The sequence below is a fragment of the Aeromonas rivipollensis genome (assembly GCF_037811135.1).
Classification (GTDB): Bacteria; Pseudomonadota; Gammaproteobacteria; order Enterobacterales; family Aeromonadaceae; genus Aeromonas; species Aeromonas rivipollensis.
This window is the reverse complement of record NZ_CP149130.1, coordinates 575,271-592,514: the sequence shown is the minus strand read 5'-3', so window position 1 is coordinate 592,514 and position 17,244 is coordinate 575,271. Positions and strand designations below refer to the sequence as shown.

Below are 17,244 nucleotides of genomic sequence, written 5' to 3'. Positions count from 1 at the left end.
CACCGGCTATGATGCCCCTCTTATGGCGTCCGGGTCTTTGACATCCCTCTGGGGAGGCTTTAACCTGCCGCCCATAACAATGGAATGGATCCTTATGTACACACAGTTCTTCGGTCTGTCGGAGCCCCCGTTCTCCATCTCGCCCAACCCCAAATACCTCTATATGAGCGAACGTCACGGGGAGGCCCTCGCCCACCTCAACTACGGGTTGCAGGACGGTGGCGGCTTCGTGCTGCTGACGGGGGAAGTGGGTACGGGCAAGACCACAGTCTCCCGCTGCCTGCTCCAGCAGTTGCCCGCCGAGACCGAGATCGCCTACATCCTCAATCCTTCCCTGACCGAGCGGGATCTGCTGGCGGCCATCTGTGACGAGTTCCAGTTGCCCTATGCCCAGGAGGCCAGCCTCAAGCAGCTGTTCGATCTCATTCGCGATCACCTGCTGGCCAACCTGGCGGCGGGCAAGCGCAGCGTGGTGCTGGTGGATGAAGCCCAGCATCTGCTTCCCGGCGTGCTGGAGCAGTTGCGACTGCTCACCAATCTGGAGACAGACGAGAAGAAGCTGCTGCAGGTGGTGCTCATCGGCCAGCCGGAGCTGCAACAGATGCTGCGCCAGCCCCTGCTGCGCCAGCTGGCCCAGCGCATCACGGCCCGCTATCACCTGCTGCCGCTCTCCCATCAGGACGTGGATGCCTATGTGCGCTTCCGGCTGCAGGTGGCGGGCTGCGTCCAGCCCATCTTCACCCCCAAGGCGATCCAGACCCTGCATCGCCTCTCAGGCGGCATCCCGCGCCTCATCAACCTCATCTGCGATCGCGCCCTGATCGCCGCCTTCGCCCGCGGCAGCCACAAGATAGTGCACGGCGACATCAGTCAGTCGGCCTATGAGGTAAGCGGCATTCGTGACGAGGGCACCTGGCAGTCCGGTCTGCTGGTCGCGCTGGCCGGCGCCCTGCTGGTCGCCACCGGCTGGTGGGGCTGGCAGTTCTTCGGCGTCTTCCCGACCCGCCCCCTGGTCAAGGTGGAAGTGCCGGTCAAGGTGGATGACACCCCTGAGCAGCAGGAGCAGCTGACCCGCGCCATCAATCAGGCGCTGGACCCCGGTGTGGCCATGCAGAATCTCTACAAGGTGTGGGGCTACCAGACCGAGCTGGAGGAGTCGACCTGTGACGATGCCCCCCGCGCCGGTCTGCGCTGCCAGGAAGGGGAAGCCACCCTGGCACAGCTGCAGGCGCTGCAACACCCGGCCCTCATCAGCCTGACCGACGAGACCGGCGGCCTCTACTATGCCACCCTGGTCAGCCTGGGGCCGGACAAGGCCTCCTTGCTCATCGGCAATCAGAGCTGGCAGGTGGACAGGCAGTGGCTCTCCGACGCCTGGGGGGGCAGCTATACCCTGCTGTGGCGCATGCCCAAGGGCGGGGTGACCCTGATCGGCAGCAATGCCGGTGCGACCCAGGTTCAGTGGCTGGACAATGCGCTGAGCCGCGCCATGCAGCAACCGGATCGCAAGGTGAGCCGCTTCGATGCCACCCTCAAGAACAAGCTGCAGCAGTTCCAGCGCGAGCAGGGACTGACCCCGGACGGCATCGCCGGCAGCAATACCCTGCTGCGCCTGAATGTGGTGGCAGGTGAGCCCATGCCGAGGCTGGAGGATGAATCCCTGCGTGCCAGCACCCCTGTCGATCTGGATGCCGTGGCGGATGACGCCATGGCCTCCCTGGTGGAGGAGGACTCCTGATGTCTACCCTGCTCAAGGCCTTGCGCCGCGCCGATCAGCCCCAGTTTACCCCCCACATGCCCCTCATGGGCCTGCCCGTGAGCCAGGAGGAGGAGCCGAACCGTCGCTGGATCTGGTGGCTGCTGGCACCCCTTGCCCTGATCATGGGGGCGGCCGCCAACTATGGCTGGCACCTCTATCATCTCAAGCCCATCGAACAGCAGATCGAGGTGAAGGAGGTGGTGACGCCCCCCTTCGTGCGGGTCGAGCCCAGACCCATGATCACCCGCCCGCTGCCCCCGCCCCTGCCAGAACCCGTGGTGCAGCCCAAAGCCGCTGCCGCGCCCACCGCGACGGCGACCGCCGGCAACGGCACCCAGAGCCTGGCGGAGCGCATCATGATGGCCCTCAACAACACCCCGCTGGTGGAAGAGACGGCCCCCCAGGCCCAGCCCCAGTCCGGCGCCATGCCGATCAGCGCCCTGGATCCTGCGCTGAAGCAGCAGGTACCTCCCCTGACCTATGGCGCCCACAACTTCTCCTCCGACCCGGCCAAACGCGCCGTGGTGCTCAACGGGCGGGAGTTGCACGAGGGCAGCGAGGTCGCCCCCGGGGTGCTGCTGGTCGCCATCGCCCAGGATTACATCATCCTGCAGGTCGGCGGTCAGCATGTCAGCCTCAAGGCGCTGCAGGACTGGCGCGGCTGAGCAAGCCACAATGGCAAGCCGGGCCTGCGGGCCTGGCCGGCATTTCAAGAGGGAGCCCGAGAGCTCCCCTTTTTAATCAATAACATGAGAACACCGTGAGCAATTCAGATAACAGCACTTTCGCCACCCGGATCCTGGATTGGTACCAGATCCACGGCCGCAAGACCCTGCCCTGGCAGGAGGACAAGACCCCCTACCGGGTCTGGGTCTCCGAGATCATGCTGCAGCAGACCCAGGTCGCTACGGTGATCCCCTATTACGAACGCTTTATGGCCCGCTTCCCCGATGTGCTGGCGCTGGCCGACGCCCCCATCGACGAGGTGCTGCACCACTGGACCGGGCTCGGTTACTACGCCCGTGCCCGCAATCTGCACAAGGCGGCCCAGCAGATCCGCGATCTGCACGGCGGCCTGTTTCCGGAGCGACTGGACGAGGTGATGGCCCTGCCCGGGATAGGCCGCTCCACCGCAGGGGCCGTGCTCTCCCTCTCCCTCGGTCAGCCCCAAGCCATTCTGGACGGCAACGTCAAGCGGGTGCTTACCCGCTGGCTGGCGCTGCCGGGCTGGCCAGGCCAGAAGCAGGTGGAGAACGATCTCTGGGAGCTGGCGACCCGCCTCACCCCAAGGCTCGGCGTGGCCCACTACAACCAGGCCATGATGGACATGGGCGCCACCGTCTGCACCCGCAGCAAGCCCGCCTGTGAACGCTGCCCGGTGCAGGCCGATTGCCAGGGGCTGTCGCAGGGCAACCCCACCGCCTACCCCAACAGCAAACCGAAAAAAAGCATCCCGGCCCGTAACGGCATCATGCTGATCATTCGCCACGGCGACCAGCTGCTGCTGGAAAAGCGCCCCCCCCAGGGGATCTGGGGCGGCCTCTACTGCTTCCCCCAGGTGGAGTCCCTGACCGAGATCGAAGGTCGCCTGCAAGGGCTGGGACTCGATGAGACCGACTACCGGGAGCTCGCTGGATTTCGCCACACTTTCAGTCACTTCCACCTCGATATTCGGCCCTTGCTGATCGAAATGGCTGCCCCGCCGCCCCCCTTGCTCATGGAAGCGGATTCCCGACTCTGGTATAACTTACGCCATCCTGCCGAGGTGGGATTGGCGGCCGCCACGGCCCGCCTGCTCGCCTACCCGGACTTACAACCACAGAGGTCAACATGAGCCGTACCGTATTTTGCCAGCGTCTGAAAAAAGAGGGTCCTGGCCTGGATTTCCAACTCTATCCCGGCGAACTCGGCAAGCGGATCTTCGACAACATCAGCAAGGAAGCCTGGACCGAATGGCAGAAGAAACAGGTGATGCTGATCAACGAGAAGAAGCTGAACATGATGAATCTCGAGCATCGCCAGCTGCTGGAAAAGGAGATGGTGAACTACCTGTTTGAAGCGGGTGAAGTGGCCATCGACGGTTACACCCCTCCCAGCCAGTAAACCGAGTCGGCGAGCAGGGCGCAGAGTGCCAAAGTCCGGCATCTGCGGCCATGCGGCTCCCACCCCGGTGCCAATGAGTTGTCCCCGTGATCCAGATTGAGTGCCCATCGACGGCTGGCCCTCTTCTGGTTCAAGGCAAATGAGTGACGGGCGGCCCCACCGCCCAGTTTGAGGATCTTATGGGTCGAATTTTTTGGCTGCTGTGCGCCCTGCTGTTTCTCTCTGCCTGCTCCTCTTCTCCCAAACCCGGGGCAGAAGACGAGGATCTGGTCAACGGCAAGGACATCCGCGGCTTCGAACACATGATCAGTGCGCTCTCCCATAACGTGAACGAGATATGGGGACGCGAGGCACTGTTTGCGGGCAAGTTTGACTACGTCAAATACACGGATCAATATAAGAGCAGGGCCCACGTCGACTTCTCCAGCGGCCACATCATGGTGGAGACTGTCTCGGGTATCGATCCCCGCGCCCACCTGCGCCGAGCCATCATAGAGACGCTGCTGACCCCGGACGATCCGGCGGAAGTGGATCTCTATTCGGATAGAGAGATCATGCCGGGTGGCGAGCCTTTCCTCTATGGCCAGGTGCTGGACACCCAGGGTCAGGCCATCCGTTCCGGCTGGCGCGCGGAGCGCTATGCCGACTACCTGCTGGCCAGCGCGATGAAGAAGCGCACCCTCGGCATTCGCACCATCTTCTTCGTCGACATCCCCATGGTGGCCAACCATGAGGACAAGCGCGGCTACAAGTACGCCAGCATCATCCGCGAGGCCTCCCGCAAATACGGCGTCGCCGAGAGCCTGATCTATGCGGTGATCAAGACAGAGAGCAGCTTCAACCCCTATGCGGTCAGCCATGCCAATGCCTATGGCCTGATGCAGGTGATCCCGGCCACCGCCGGACGGGACGTCTATGTGCGGGTCAAGGGCAGGAACGGTCAGCCAACCCGGGAGGATCTGTTCAATCCGGCCTACAACATAGACGTGGGGACTGCCTATCTGCACCTGCTGCAGACCGTCTATCTGGCGGATATCCAGGATCCCCAATCCCGTCGCTATGCGGTGATCTCCGCCTACAACGGCGGTGCAGGAGGGGTGCTCAACACCTTCTCCAGCAACCGCAAGGCAGCCCCAGACATGATCAACCGGCTCTCCCCCGAGGCTGTCTATCAGGTGCTGACCGAGCAGCACCCCAAGGCGGAGGCCCGTCGCTACCTCTACAAGGTCAATCAGGCCGAGAAGGGGTTCAAGCGCACCGTCGCCGTCCGGGCGGGCTGACGGCAGCCACAAAAACAGCAAGGGCGCTTATGTAGCGCCCTTGCTGCCTGCATGGTCTGCGAACTTACTTGGCGATAAAGCCGCCCTTGCTCTGGGGAGCGGCACCGACCTTCTCCAGGTGCTCGACCTCTACCTCTGTCTTGTTCCAGCTGTGGTCAACCTCGCCGCGGATGCGGATCAGGTCGTTCGGGCCCACTTCGACGCCGCGCCACACGTCCCCATCAACTTCCACTTCCACTTCGCCGCTCTCATCGCGGAAGCTGTAGTTCTCGCCGCCAAGGTGCTTGACCAGCTTGCCTTCCAGGGTCACCCACTGATCATCTGCCACATCTTTCAACTGCGCGACCGAGACCTTGTTCTGCTCCTGGGGGCCAGTGTAGGCAGCCATGGCGAAAGAAGAGACGGACATCAGGGCCACCAGGCCGATAACCTTTGCTTTGTTCATTTTCACGCTCCTGTCATTGGGGTATGCAGGCATCTTGCCCGGGCTGGCGTGAAACAAACGTGAAGCCTCCCCCATCCAGGGGAGACCAGTGTGACCGCAATCGATTTAATGCTCATGGCTTGCTGCAAGATTGTATTCGAGTGGATACCGTTCAGCCTGGCAACAGGGGTCCCCAGCCCCTTGCCTTCGAGGAACAGCCCGCAGGCAGCGCCTGCATCCACTCAATGAGAACAGCAAGATGAACAAATTGCTTCTGTGTTTACTGGGGCTCTTCGCCCTGACGGCCCATGCCGCCGAGACGCGTCCCCCCTTCTCCCGCATAGTGATGTTCGGCGACAGCCTCTCCGACACCGGCAAGATGTACGGCAAGATGCGCGGTTATCTCCCCTCCAGCCCGCCCTACTACCAGGGCCGCTTCTCCAACGGCCCCGTCTGGCTGGAGCGGCTGACCCAGCCGTTCCCGGGGTTGAAAATAGTCAACGAGGCGGAGGGGGGCGCCACTGCCGTGGCCTACAACAAGATCTCCTGGAACCCCAAGTACCAGGTCATCAACAATCTGGACTATGAGATCACCCAGTTCCTGGAGAAGGACAGCTTCAAGCCGGACGATCTGGTGATCCTCTGGGTCGGCGCCAACGACTATCTGGCCTATGGCTGGAATACCGAGCTGGACGCCAGGCGGGTGCGCGACGTCATCAGTGACTCGGCCAACCGCATGGTGCTCCATGGGGCAAAACAGATCCTGCTGTTCAACCTGCCGGATCTGGGCCAGAACCCGTCGGCCCGCAGTCAGAAGGTGGTGGAGGCGGCCAGCCATGTCTCCCGCTATCACAACGAGCTGTTGCTGAATCTGGCACGCCAGCTGGCCCCTACCGGCATGGTGAAGCTGTTCGAGATCGACAAGCAGTTCGCCGAGATGCTGCGGGATCCGCAGAACTTCGGTCTGAGCGACACAGAAAACGCCTGCTACGGCGGCGGCTATGTGTGGAAGCCGTTCTCGTCCCGCAGCGCCGCCACCGACAGCCAGCTTGCCCCCTTCAATGCGCAGGAACGCCTCGCCATCGCCGGCAACCCCTTGCTAGCTCAGGCCGTTGCCAGTCCGATGGCTCGCCGCAGCGCCAGCGAGCTCAACTGTGAAGGCAAGATGTTCTGGGATCAGGTCCACCCGACTACGGCCGTGCACGCCGCCCTGAGCGAGCGCGCCGCCACCTTCATCGAACGGGAGTACGAGTTCATCCCCCAGTGATGGGCAGGCAGATGCAAAAGGCCGACTTTCCGTCGGCCTCTTTATTGGAGTCAGTTGTTTCCCACAACGATAAGACAAAATTCATATGACTCCCATCACAGAATTGGGTCATGCCCCCACCGCCATCAGCCGACGCCTCTATGGTGCACATTGTTATCACAATATGTTTTATATCAGTTGCTTGTGATTTTAAAAAAGCGAGCTACTTTTAAGCGAGTTGCGGCTCGAAAAAGGCCCAACCCACGAGGCGAGGCGATATCCATTCGATCTCTCCCACAGACAAATTGCAGAGGCTTCATATGAACAAAACACTGATTACCTTGCTGGTTTCAGGCTTGCTTGCGGCCAACGCTCAGGCAGCCGGACAAGACAATACCTGGTATGGCGGTGCCAAACTGGGTTGGTCCAACTTCTACGGCGTCGACGAGAGCAACAGCATCTCCACCGAAGACAAGGATGACGATGAAGTGGGCGCCGGTGCCTTCGCCGGTTACCAGATCAACCAGAACCTTGGGATCGAGCTCGGTTACGACTACCTTGGCAAGCTCAAATACAACGGCACCCGGAATGGCGCCGTCTTCAACGACGATGTCGAGGCGCAGCTGGCACAGCTGACCCTGAAGCTCGGCTTCCCGGTAGCTGACAATCTGGATCTCTACGGTCGCGTCGGTGGTGGTTACGGCTGGACCAGCAGCGACAAGCTGGACAACGACAACGACTTCACCTTCGTCGGTGCGCTTGGCGCCGAGTACGCCTTCAACCTGGACTGGGCAGCCCGCCTCGAGTACCAATACAGCACCCCTTACGGCAGTCGTGAGGACACCGGCCTGCGCATGGACAACGGCCTGCTCTCGCTGGCCGCCGTCTATCGCTTCGGCCAGGTCCCGCCGGCCATGCCGGTCGTAGCGCCAGCCCCGGCTCCCGAGCCCGTGGTGGTCGACAAGCAGTTCACCCTGAGCTCGGATGTACTGTTTGACTTCAACAAGTCCACCCTCAAGCCGGAAGCTGGTCAGGCGCTGGATACCCTCTATACCCAGATAGAGGAAGCCAGACCCAAGGATGGCTCGGCCACCGTAATCGGCTATACCGACCGCCTCGGCTCCGATGCCTATAACCAGAAGCTGTCCGAGCAGCGCGCACAGACAGTCGCCGACTATCTGGTTGGCAAGGGACTGCCTGCCGGCAAGGTCAACGTGGAAGGGCGTGGCGAAAGCTCGCCTGTCACGGGTGAAAGCTGCACCAGCCAGTCCAGACGCGAGCTGATCGTCTGCCTGGCCCCGGATCGCCGGGTAGAGGTCAAGGTACAAGGGGTATCGGAAGTTCAGCAATAACCCCAGCGTCAGACAACAAAACGGGAGGCCTAGGCCTCCCGTTTTTCATTGTCCCGTTCAGCCACGGGTGCGCACATCCGCCGCTATCTGATCGAGCAGTAGCTGCCAACCCTGTCCCAGTTCGTCGACCAGGGTGCCATAACCATCGGCCGGCAAGACCCGCTCCTGCTGGAAGGGCACGTCCCGCAGCACCACCCCCTCCTCCGTCAGCAAGCGCCAGCGGCCGCTCAACAAGGCCCGACCATCGTGCCGTCCCTGGAAGCGTTCGACCGAGATGCTCAGGACTGGCCCCTTGCGGGCACCGTCCTGGCGCACTACCCAGCCCGGCAACCGGCTGGAGAGGCCATTGAGGGTGAGCTGGTTCAGCTGGGCATCCAGCGACCCCGCCCAGCGATGGTACTCGGCAAAGTGCAGCTCCTTGCCCTCCAGCTGATAGACCAGACTCATCCGATCCAGCTGGCCAGAGAGGACGACGGGACGCAGCACCAGCTGGTGCTGGGGCTGCGCCGTGACGCCGTTCGACTGGGGGATCTCCGCATCCAGCGAGTAGTAGTGCAGTGCCGTCGGGGCGGCGCTGCATCCCGCCAGCAGGCCCAGCAAGGCCAGGGCCATCATCCGTTTTTTCATCATTTTCCTCGCTTGGGCTCAGGGTCCCGGGGACGGGAGCGGTCGAAGATCAGCGAACTGGGCTGCTCGTTCAGTGAATGGACCAGGGGTTGCAACTCCCCCATCAGCTGATTGAGAGACTGCACCGACTGACGCAGCTCCTGGTTGGTCTGGGAACCGGCATCATAGGTCTGCAGAGTCTCCTGCAGCTGCTTGAGACTCTGGTTGAGCGACTCGGGCAACTGCTGGGTCGAACGCTGACCGGTGAACTGCTCCAGATTGGCACTCACGGCCTTGATGTGCTTGAGGGTCTTGTCCAGGGTCGCCAGGGTGGTATTCACCTGCGTCAGCGTGGTGGCCATGTCCATGTCGACGAACTTGTCGAGGATGAGGTTCACCTTGCGCTCTATCTGATCCAGCCCGGCCTGCACTGTCGGGAACACCTGATAGCCTGCCAGCTTGATGGGCTCATAGGCAGGGGCATCCGGATAGAAGTTGAGATCCACCACCTTGCCCCCGGTCAGCAGGCTGGACGTCTTGAGGCTGGCCCGCAATCCCTCCTTGAACTGCTTGCTGAACAGGGCACGCCACTGCTCCCGCTCCGCATTGGCGTAGCGATGGGAGAGGCGCTGTACCTCGATGCGAGCCAGCACGGGGATCTGCCGGCTCTTGAAGATCTGCACCCCCTTGTCGTCGATGAGGTAGGGGGCAGAGATGACGGTGCCGACCCGGATGCCGCGGTACTGCACCGCCGCCCCGGGGTGCAGGCCACCCACGTTGTCCTCGAACAGGAAGACGTAGTCGATGAACTGATCCAGACTACCGGCCAGCACGCTTGCCTCGTCCTGGAACAGGGTGAAGCTGTCCATCTGCTTGACAGGCTCACCGGGTGTCCAGCCAGGCGGCAGCCCCATGGTGATGCCGCCGTCCAGCAGACTCTCCAGCGAGTCCATCTTCACCTTCATCCCCTCGCTGCTCATGGAGACCTCGAAGCCCGGCGTCAACCAGAAGCGGGAGTTGCTGCTCACCAGGATGTCGTAGGGGGCGTTGATGAAGAGCTGGTATTGCATCTCGCTCTTCTCGGGCAGGAACTTGGCCTCCTCTATCTGGCCTATGGTGAAGCCCTGATAGCTGATGGGGGAGCCAATCCCCAGTGCACGCGCATCACGGCTGCTGAGGGAGAGCCTCAGCCCCTTGGCGTCCACCGAGGCGAGCGGCGGCTTGTCCAGCATGGCGTATTCACCGCGCGCCTTGCCCTTCTTGCCCGGGGCGAGTTCGATGTAGGCCCCGGAGAGCAGGGTGCCAAGACCCGACACCCCTTCCCGCCCGACCCTGGGTTTGACCACCCAGAACTGGCTGTCCTTCTTGAGCATGCCGGCGGCGGCATTGGTCAGACGGGCCTTGAGCACCGCATGGCTGTAGTCATCGCTAAGCTCCACCGCCTCGATGCGACCCACTTCCACCTCACGGGAGCGGATCACCGTCTTGCCCGCCACTATGCCCTCGGCGGTGGCGACCGTCAGTGTGAAACTGGGGCCTTGTGAATACCAGTGCTGGAACAGCATCCAGGCGCCGATGAACAGCGCCAGCAGTGGCACCATCCAGATAGCGGCGGCCGAGCTCATAAAGTCAGAGCCCGGTTTCCACCTCGTCTTACGCTCACTCACGTTCGCGCTCTCCTTGTTGTAAATCCCAGATCAGGCGGGAATCGAAACTCATGGCGGCCACCATGGTGATCAAAACGACCCCGGCAAAAGCAATGGCCGCGGGGCCCGGGTAGATGGTCATCAGATTATCGAGCCGGATGAGGCCAGCCAATATGGCCACCACGAAGACGTCGATCATCGACCAACGTCCCACAAATTCGGTCATGCGATAGAGCTTGAGCTTGCCAAGGGGAGAACCGACCCGGCCACGCTGCACCATGTAGCAGAGCCACAGCAGTGCCAGTATCTTCACCAGGGGCACCACCACGCTGGCAAAGAAGATCACCGCTGCTATGGGGTAGGAGCCCATGGCCCAGAGCAACACCACACCACCCATGATGGTCGAGGGGCTGTCGTCCCCCAGAAAGACGGTGTCCATGATGGGATAGAGATTGGCTGGGATATAGAGGATCACCGAGGTGATGAGCAGTGCCCAGGTGCGGTTCAGGCCGCCCGGTTTGCGGTGATGGAGATGATCGCCGCAGCGCGAGCAGCTGTGGGCATCGCCGTCATTGAGCGCGCCGCAGATGTGGCAACCCACCAGCCCGCACGCCAGGGCACTGGCCTCGGGATCCAGCTCCCTCGCCTCGGTCGGGCCGAACAGCCGCTGCCACAACCACATCCGGTCCAGGGACGAGATCATCTTGATCAGCAGCACCGTGTAGCCCACGAAGGCCCAGAACGAGAGCCCCATCTTGACGTCCGCCATGCCCATCAGCTTGACCAGGGAGATGAGCACCCCGATGAGGAAGACATCCACCATCAGCCAGGGTTTGATCCGGCACAGCAGTCGGCCGAGGGAGCGCAGGGCATTGCTGTGCAGATCCTTGTCGAGCCGCCAGAGCACCAGCATGATGGAGCCGATATAGACCAGTGGCAGGCCGATCAGGGTCAGGCTCAGCACGGCCCCCAGAAACAGATAGCCCTGATCCACCAGGGTGGTGATGCACTGCAGGAAGGTCATCTCCTGCCCCACTCCCTTGGCCGAGAAGGACATGAAGGTGAAGGCGTTGGAGAGCACGAACATGATGAGCGCCGCAAAGCCATAGGCGATGGGCCTGCGCTCCTGTTGCGGCAGGTGCGCACTCAGGGTGTGACCGCAACGGGGACAACTGCTCGTCTCCCCCACGGCCAGCGCGGTGGCCGGCACCAGCAGGTCACACTCTTCGCACGCGGTCGCGTCATGGGTATAGGTAATTGGGTGTTGGTGTGAAACCGGATACAAGATAGGACCCCAGCATGAGGCCGAGAACGGCCAGAGGCGCCAATTATTGCAGCCACCGCCGCTAACCACCAGCCCTGTTCATGTACAGGGCCTTAAGGGACGCGAGATACATGGGCATGGGGCGCGATCTGGAAAGAGGGCCTGTTGGCATCGCTCGACCCAGGCCCCAGGGAAAAGGGGCATATTTATCTGCAGATTTGCGCAAGCCCATGCACATCAGCCCCTGTTCACCGATGCTTTGGCGGCGGGGTGAGAATGACTTTGACAAGCCTGTGACCATTTAGCACAATCAAACGCCACTTTTTTTCCGCGGGACAATAATTTATGACAACTGAATCCCCAAGCTACTCCACTATCGAGCAGGCCTTCTCTCTTGGGAACGGGCAAGATTCTGCCCTCAACTGGTTGCGCAAGAACCGCAGTCAGGTCGCCATCTTCCTGGTGAGCGGCATCAAGCTGGAGGGGACCATCAGCGGCTTCGACCAGTACAGCGTGCTGTTGACCGATGCCCATGGCAATCAGCAACTGGTCTACAAGGCCAAGATCTCCACCATCGCCATGCACTCAGGTCGCCCGGCGGTCAGCATCCAGCGCGCCCGCAAGCCACGGGTCTCCATGGCCCCGCGTCCCCACGGCGGCCCGAGCCGTTATGACGACAATCAGGGCGGTAGCAGCGAGCAGTGATGCTCGCCTCCTCCTCGCTCTGAGCTTGCCGCTGCGTCAATCTGTGACGACGCGCATCCCCACTCTCATGTCATGCCTGTCCCGTATGAGAGTGGGTCTTCTCCCCCAGGCGGCCTCGATGACCAGCCCGTTTTCTCAGTAGGTCAATCCGACCGGCTTCCCTTCCTTGACCATGCACACCCGCATGCCCGCGGCCTCACCGGCCTGTGCCCCTATGCCGGTGTCCTCGAACACCAGACAACCCTCAGGCTCGACCCCGAGTCGCTGTGCCACCAGCAGGAAGGTATCCGGATGGGGTTTGTGCAGCTCCACATCGTCGGCGGTCACCACCACGGAGAAGTAGCGATCCAGCCCGGTATTGCGCAGCACGGCCTCGGCATTGATGCGGGGTGAACCAGTGCCTATGCCCATGGGGATGAGGCCGTGATAGCGCCTGACCAGATCCAGCATGGCCGGGAAGGGGGTCGCCTTGTGCAGGTTGGCCACGTAGTGCTCCGTCTTGCAACGCGTCACCACCAGCGGATCCAGCGCTATCTGCTGCACCTCGGCCACCAGCAAGGCTATCTTGCGACTGGGCATGCCACCCAGCTCATAAAACCAGTCGGCATCGAACTGAAAGCCAAACTCGCGGGCGGTATGCTCCCAGGCGGCCAGGTGCAGGGGCATGGAGTCCACCAGGGTGCCGTCGAGGTCGAAGACCAGGCCTTGAAATCCGGAGAGGGTCATGGTGCAGGATCTGTCTGTGAAAAATGGGCCCCCATTCTAGCCAGACCCGGGGCTCATCGCCACGCATCAAGGGGCGAGAAACGCTTGCGACCACACTTATGCCGAGGAAGAGGGCCGCCACCCTGATGCCACCACAAAGATCAGAGAAGGCGGGCCCGAGTCAGCGATAGGCCAGGGTACAGGCCCGCCCCTGCGACTTGGCGTGATAGAGCGCCTGATCCGCCTGCTCCGTCAGGGTCTGCCACCCCTTGTCCGAAGAGGGGATGAGATAGCTGAAGCCGATGCTGACGGTGAGCGTCGCCGCCACCCGGGAGGCCGGATGGGGTATCTGCAGGGCCTCCAGCCCCTGGTGGATCTGCTCCGCCAGCCGCTCCGCCTCCCCGGGTTGCGGGGCGCACAGCAGGATCACGAACTCCTCGCCGCCATAACGGGCCACCAGATTGGTACGCCGCCGCTCCGCCTCCTGCAGCAGGGCCGCGACCCGTTGCAGGCACAGATCCCCCTTGCCGTGGCCGAAGTGGTCGTTGTAGGACTTGAATTCATCCACATCTATCATCAGCACCGCCAATACTCCCTGATGGCGACGGGCCCGCTCCCACTCCCGCTCCATGGTGATGTCCCATTGACGGCGGTTGGCGATCCCGGTCAGGGGATCCTCCAGCGACAGCAGGGAGAGACGCCGGTTGGCCTCCTCCAGCGCCCGGTTGGTGTCGGCCAGCTGCCGGGTCCGCTCCTGCACCCGCAGCTCCAGGTCACGGTTGAAACGCTCGAGCGCCGCCTGGGTGCGCTGGCGGATCAGCAGCTGGGAGAGCACGGCGGCATACTGCTTGAAGATCTCGCTTTGATACGCCTTGAGAGGGCGCCGCCAGAGCAGGTTGTCGGCGGCGATCCAGCCGATGGGGGTGCCCCCGTCCCAGAGCGACACCATGGCATTCCAGCCGCGCCCTACCTCCTGCTTCTCGTAATAGAGCGGGGTATCTTCCAGCACCAGCACATAGTCCTTGCGGCGCAGCGCCTCCTGCACCGTGGAGTGATCCGGAATGGGGCTGATGAAATGGCGCTCGTCGATGAGCTCGCCCGCCTCGTTGGTGCCCCAGGTCCCGTGCATGGTCTTGAATTCACTGTCCGTCAGGAAGATGGCGATGCGATCGAACTGCAACTCCTGGCGCGCCAGCACCACGGCATCGTGCAGCAGGCGATCCTCGCTGTCACAGCGCGACAACTTGACCCCCACCTGGTGCAACGCCTGCAGCATGCTGAGGAAGGAGTCCTGCAGGGCCTGGCTGCGGACGAGGTCGGCCTGGGTATGGATCCGCTGATCCCGCTCCAGATCGACCTGACCGGCGAGCCGCCGGCTCTCCAGCTCGGCGGCGAGGTAGTGCATCAGCAGCTGGATGCTCTGCTGCTGGCGCCTTGGCAGGCGATCGAGGCGGCGCCGGGTTTCCAGATAGACCACGGCCTCCAGCCCCTTGTGGCGTTTGAGCGGGAAGCAGGCACGCAGGCGCGGGGCCTCAGGCTCGACGCTCTCCCAGATGGCGCTGGTCGGCGCGATGGGCTCCACCAGCAACTGGCCGAGATCGAGGGAGCGCTCTATGAAGAGGAGAGGCAGGTCGAGGGAGGTAAGCAGATCGGCGCTCAGGCAGAGCAAGCCCTGCTCGGGCCTGTAGTGGTAGAGCTGGGGCGTCGGCGCCCGCAGCCACAGATAGATCTGCTCGGCCTCGGTCTTTTCTCTGACCGCGGCCAAGGTCACTTCACAGAGATGTTCAAAACTGGTGAAGTGCTCCGGATCCCATTCTTGCATGCCAAATCATCCTTGGTTGTATCCAAGCGAGTATATCGGCAAAGCCTGGCCATTAATTGACCTGGCAGTCAAAAGCGAGATCCAGAGCCCAGTTTTTACAACAGATTCAATGCCTGCATGGCGGCGCGGATCCGCTCGCGGGTGGCGTCAGACAGCGGCATCACCGGCAGACGGCACTCCTCGCTGCACAGACCCAGCAGGGAGACCGCGTATTTGGCGCCCGCCGGGCTCGGCTCGGCGAACATGGCCTGATGCAGCGGGATCAGCTTGTCCTGCAGCTCGCGGGCGGCTTGCCACTCGCCGGCCAGGGTCAGGTTCTGGACTTCGGCCACCAGCTTGGGGGCCACGTTGGCCGTCACCGAGATGCAGCCCTGACCACCGCCGATGTTGTAGGCGACGGCGGTGGCGTCTTCACCGGAGAGCCAGGCAAAGGGCTTCTTGATGAGCTGGCGTTCGGTCCAGGGGCGGGCCAGATCGCCGGTGGCATCCTTCACGCCGGCGATACGCGGCAACTCGGCCAGGCGGGCCAGGGTCGCCGGCTGCACATCGACGATGGCGCGGGGCGGGATGTTGTAGACGATGATGGGCTTGGTGGTGGCGTCATGGACCGCCTTGAAGTGGTGGAACAAACCTTCCTGATTCGGGCGGTTGTAGTAACCGGCCACATGCAGGGTGGCATCCGCCCCCATCTGCTCGGCGAAACGGGTATATTCGATGGCCTCGACCGGGTTGTTGGACCCTGCGCCGGCGATGACAGGGACCCGTCCCGCCACCTGCTTGACCACCAGCTCCACCACCCGGCAATGCTCGTCGTGGGTCAGGGTCGGGCTCTCCCCCGTGGTACCGACCGGCACTATGCCATGGGTCCCCTGCTCTATGTGCCACTCCACCAGGCGAGCCAGTGCGGCCTCGTCCAGCTGGCCCTGTCGAAATGGGGTGATCAGGGCAACTATCGAACCTTGAAACATGGGATTTCCTTCTCCTAAACAGATGGACTGGTCAATAAAAAGCCCCGGTACGGGGGTCGCTACCGGGGCTTGAATCGTCTCAGGGATGAGAGGTTACGCGCGCACGCCAGCAGGCCCGAATGTCAGGCTGTGTTTATGCTTTCGTTTCGATACGCATGACCGCATTGCATCATCTCTGGATAAATAAGGTGTCTTGGCATATTTCGGGAACACAGCATAAATGTCAAGGCGAAAGCGGCCATGTATAATGGCCGCCCAAAAAAGCGTGGAGAGTCCCAATGAGCCGTCCTGTCAGTGCCGTCAGCCAGATGCTGGAACGTAATCAAGCCCTCTTTGTCGGCAAACGGCTATTGGTGTGTGGCGCCCTGGAAGATGATTACCCTCGTCAGCTGGCCGAGCTGGCCGACTCCCTGACGGTCTTCACCACAGACTACTGCTATTTCCTCAGCCAGCAGGCGGCCCTGGGTGAGCGCATCCTGTTCGATCACCAGCTCGGCGGTGCCCCTCGTTTCGATGCCCTGCTGCTGCTGATGCCCAAGGCCAAGGCCGAGGCGCAATACCTGCTGGCCATGATGACGCCGCTGCTGGAAAGCGGTGCAGACCTGTTCCTCGCCGGCGAGAACCGGGGCGGCATCAACGGGGCAGACAAGCTGCTGGCCCCCTATGGCGACAAGCCCATCAAACGCGACTCCGCCCGCCGCTGCTCCCTCTATCACGGCGAGCTCGGCAAGCCGGTCGCCCCCTTCGAGCTGGATGCCTGGTTCAGCCGCTATGAGTGCAAGGCCGGGGATACCGAGCTGACCGTCATGGCCCTGCCGGGGGTCTTCAGCGCCGACGGGCTGGATCTCGGCAGCCAGATGCTGCTGGCAAGCCTCCCTCCCATGACGGGCAAGCTGCTCGACTTTGGCTGTGGCGCCGGGGTCATCGGCTCCATCTTGGCCAAACGCAACCCGGCACTGACGGTGAACATGGTGGACATCAGCGCCCTGGCGCTCGAGTCCAGCCGCCGCACCCTGGCGGTCAACGGCTTGCAGGGACGAGTCTATGCCTCCGATGTCTACTCCGATATTGCCGAAAGATTCCAACATATCGTCTCGAATCCCCCCTTCCATGCCGGGCTCAAGACCTTCTATGCCGCCACCGAAACCTTCCTGGCAAGGGCCCCCGAGTTTTTGACCGCCGATGGCGCCCTGACCATAGTCGCCAATGCCTTCCTGCGTTACCAACCTATACTGGAGACGCACTTCAAACTGACCGAAGTGATCGCCGGCGATGGCAAATTCAAGGTGTATCTGAGCAAAGCCTAAATAAGTGCAACGGTTGTAATAAAACAAGTAGAGAGTGCCAGACGGGATCTGCTAAGG

The 17,244-nt window shown here is 62.3% G+C and carries 16 protein-coding genes; 9 read left to right on the top strand and 7 right to left on the bottom strand.

Annotated elements, in window-relative coordinates; translation table 11 throughout:
• The first annotated feature begins 94 nt into the window (after nt 1-94).
• From WIR04_RS02820 to mltC, 5 genes are all read left to right on the top strand, one after another.
• On the top strand, nt 95-1,738 hold the full coding sequence (locus WIR04_RS02820) for an ExeA family protein (RefSeq protein ID WP_307766220.1): 1,644 nt from the start codon (nt 95-97) through the stop codon (nt 1,736-1,738).
• Nucleotides 1,738-2,424 carry a GspB family T2SS assembly factor variant ExeB gene (gene exeB / locus WIR04_RS02815; RefSeq protein ID WP_338890305.1) on the top strand — a complete coding sequence of 229 codons (687 nt, stop codon included), beginning with the start codon at nt 1,738-1,740 and terminating at the stop codon, nt 2,422-2,424. Before WIR04_RS02820 ends, exeB begins: the two co-directional genes overlap by 1 nt.
• Nucleotides 2,425-2,519: 95 nt before the next feature.
• Nucleotides 2,520-3,593, top strand: a complete 1,074-nt coding sequence (gene mutY / locus WIR04_RS02810; protein ID WP_338890303.1) for an A/G-specific adenine glycosylase — start codon at nt 2,520-2,522, stop codon at nt 3,591-3,593.
• Nucleotides 3,590-3,862 carry an oxidative damage protection protein gene (locus tag WIR04_RS02805; RefSeq protein WP_025328361.1) on the top strand — a complete coding sequence of 91 codons (273 nt, stop codon included), beginning with the start codon at nt 3,590-3,592 and terminating at the stop codon, nt 3,860-3,862. The genes mutY and WIR04_RS02805 overlap by 4 nt, the downstream gene beginning before the upstream one ends.
• A gap of 179 nt (nt 3,863-4,041) precedes the next feature.
• A complete protein-coding gene (gene mltC / locus WIR04_RS02800) occupies nt 4,042-5,142 on the top strand; it encodes a membrane-bound lytic murein transglycosylase MltC (protein WP_025328362.1) in 1,101 nt (366 codons plus the stop codon).
• Nucleotides 5,143-5,206: 64 nt separating this feature from the next.
• Here mltC and WIR04_RS02795 read toward each other — a convergent pair whose 3' ends face one another.
• Entirely contained in the window at nt 5,207-5,587 is a 381-nt protein-coding gene (locus tag WIR04_RS02795; protein ID WP_247625466.1) for a YgiW/YdeI family stress tolerance OB fold protein, read from the bottom strand.
• Nucleotides 5,588-5,825: 238 nt separating this feature from the next.
• Between WIR04_RS02795 and WIR04_RS02790 the strand changes: the two genes are divergently transcribed.
• Nucleotides 5,826-6,833, top strand: coding sequence for an SGNH/GDSL hydrolase family protein (locus WIR04_RS02790; RefSeq protein ID WP_338890297.1), 1,008 nt, complete (start codon nt 5,826-5,828; stop codon nt 6,831-6,833).
• A gap of 299 nt (nt 6,834-7,132) precedes the next feature.
• Nucleotides 7,133-8,164 carry a porin OmpA gene (gene ompA / locus WIR04_RS02785; protein WP_338890295.1) on the top strand — a complete coding sequence of 344 codons (1,032 nt, stop codon included), beginning with the start codon at nt 7,133-7,135 and terminating at the stop codon, nt 8,162-8,164.
• Between the two features lie 57 nt (nt 8,165-8,221).
• Here the strand turns inward: ompA and WIR04_RS02780 are convergent, their stop codons facing one another.
• The 3 genes from WIR04_RS02780 to WIR04_RS02770 are packed head-to-tail and all read right to left on the bottom strand — an operon-like array spanning nt 8,222 to nt 11,701.
• Nucleotides 8,222-8,791 (bottom strand): PqiC family protein, encoded by a 570-nt coding sequence (locus tag WIR04_RS02780; protein ID WP_338890293.1) that lies wholly within the window; start codon nt 8,789-8,791, stop codon nt 8,222-8,224.
• Nucleotides 8,791-10,437 carry an intermembrane transport protein PqiB gene (gene pqiB / locus WIR04_RS02775; RefSeq protein WP_338890291.1) on the bottom strand — a complete coding sequence of 549 codons (1,647 nt, stop codon included), beginning with the start codon at nt 10,435-10,437 and terminating at the stop codon, nt 8,791-8,793. Before pqiB ends, WIR04_RS02780 begins: the two co-directional genes overlap by 1 nt.
• Nucleotides 10,430-11,701 (bottom strand): paraquat-inducible protein A, encoded by a 1,272-nt coding sequence (locus WIR04_RS02770; RefSeq protein ID WP_338890289.1) that lies wholly within the window; start codon nt 11,699-11,701, stop codon nt 10,430-10,432. Before WIR04_RS02770 ends, pqiB begins: the two co-directional genes overlap by 8 nt.
• 324 nt (nt 11,702-12,025) lie before the next feature.
• Here WIR04_RS02770 and hfq point away from each other — a divergent pair, with 324 nt between their 5' ends.
• On the top strand, nt 12,026-12,385 hold the full coding sequence (gene hfq / locus WIR04_RS02765; RefSeq protein ID WP_106885723.1) for an RNA chaperone Hfq: 360 nt from the start codon (nt 12,026-12,028) through the stop codon (nt 12,383-12,385).
• Nucleotides 12,386-12,520: 135 nt separating this feature from the next.
• Here hfq and WIR04_RS02760 read toward each other — a convergent pair whose 3' ends face one another.
• From WIR04_RS02760 to dapA, 3 genes are all read right to left on the bottom strand, one after another.
• The gene (locus WIR04_RS02760) at nt 12,521-13,111 is read right to left on the bottom strand and encodes a beta-phosphoglucomutase family hydrolase (protein ID WP_307766211.1); all 591 of its coding nucleotides are present in this window, start codon (nt 13,109-13,111) and stop codon (nt 12,521-12,523) included.
• Between the two features lie 160 nt (nt 13,112-13,271).
• Nucleotides 13,272-14,912 carry a diguanylate cyclase gene (locus WIR04_RS02755; RefSeq protein WP_338890282.1) on the bottom strand — a complete coding sequence of 547 codons (1,641 nt, stop codon included), beginning with the start codon at nt 14,910-14,912 and terminating at the stop codon, nt 13,272-13,274.
• Nucleotides 14,913-15,007: 95 nt separating this feature from the next.
• Nucleotides 15,008-15,880: a 4-hydroxy-tetrahydrodipicolinate synthase gene (gene dapA, locus WIR04_RS02750; RefSeq protein WP_025328372.1), complete on the bottom strand. Its 873-nt coding sequence runs from the start codon at nt 15,878-15,880 to the stop codon at nt 15,008-15,010.
• A gap of 278 nt (nt 15,881-16,158) precedes the next feature.
• Between dapA and rsmC the strand changes: the two genes are divergently transcribed.
• On the top strand, nt 16,159-17,187 hold the full coding sequence (gene rsmC / locus WIR04_RS02745; protein ID WP_338890280.1) for a 16S rRNA (guanine(1207)-N(2))-methyltransferase RsmC: 1,029 nt from the start codon (nt 16,159-16,161) through the stop codon (nt 17,185-17,187).
• Nucleotides 17,188-17,244 lie beyond the last annotated feature (57 nt).

Coding starts and splice junctions, on each gene's coding strand:
- WIR04_RS02820 (WP_307766220.1), top strand. CDS start 95: ATGTACACACAGTTCTTCGGTCTGTCGGAGCCCCCGTTCTCCATCTCG.
- ompA (WP_338890295.1), top strand. CDS start 7,133: ATGAACAAAACACTGATTACCTTGCTGGTTTCAGGCTTGCTTGCGGCC.
- WIR04_RS02760 (WP_307766211.1), bottom strand. CDS start 13,111: ATGACCCTCTCCGGATTTCAAGGCCTGGTCTTCGACCTCGACGGCACC.
- rsmC (WP_338890280.1), top strand. CDS start 16,159: ATGAGCCGTCCTGTCAGTGCCGTCAGCCAGATGCTGGAACGTAATCAA.
- WIR04_RS02755 (WP_338890282.1), bottom strand. CDS start 14,912: ATGCAAGAATGGGATCCGGAGCACTTCACCAGTTTTGAACATCTCTGT.
- WIR04_RS02795 (WP_247625466.1), bottom strand. CDS start 5,587: ATGAACAAAGCAAAGGTTATCGGCCTGGTGGCCCTGATGTCCGTCTCT.
- WIR04_RS02780 (WP_338890293.1), bottom strand. CDS start 8,791: ATGAAAAAACGGATGATGGCCCTGGCCTTGCTGGGCCTGCTGGCGGGA.
- WIR04_RS02790 (WP_338890297.1), top strand. CDS start 5,826: ATGAACAAATTGCTTCTGTGTTTACTGGGGCTCTTCGCCCTGACGGCC.
- hfq (WP_106885723.1), top strand. CDS start 12,026: ATGACAACTGAATCCCCAAGCTACTCCACTATCGAGCAGGCCTTCTCT.
- mltC (WP_025328362.1), top strand. CDS start 4,042: ATGGGTCGAATTTTTTGGCTGCTGTGCGCCCTGCTGTTTCTCTCTGCC.
- exeB (WP_338890305.1), top strand. CDS start 1,738: ATGTCTACCCTGCTCAAGGCCTTGCGCCGCGCCGATCAGCCCCAGTTT.
- WIR04_RS02805 (WP_025328361.1), top strand. CDS start 3,590: ATGAGCCGTACCGTATTTTGCCAGCGTCTGAAAAAAGAGGGTCCTGGC.
- dapA (WP_025328372.1), bottom strand. CDS start 15,880: ATGTTTCAAGGTTCGATAGTTGCCCTGATCACCCCATTTCGACAGGGC.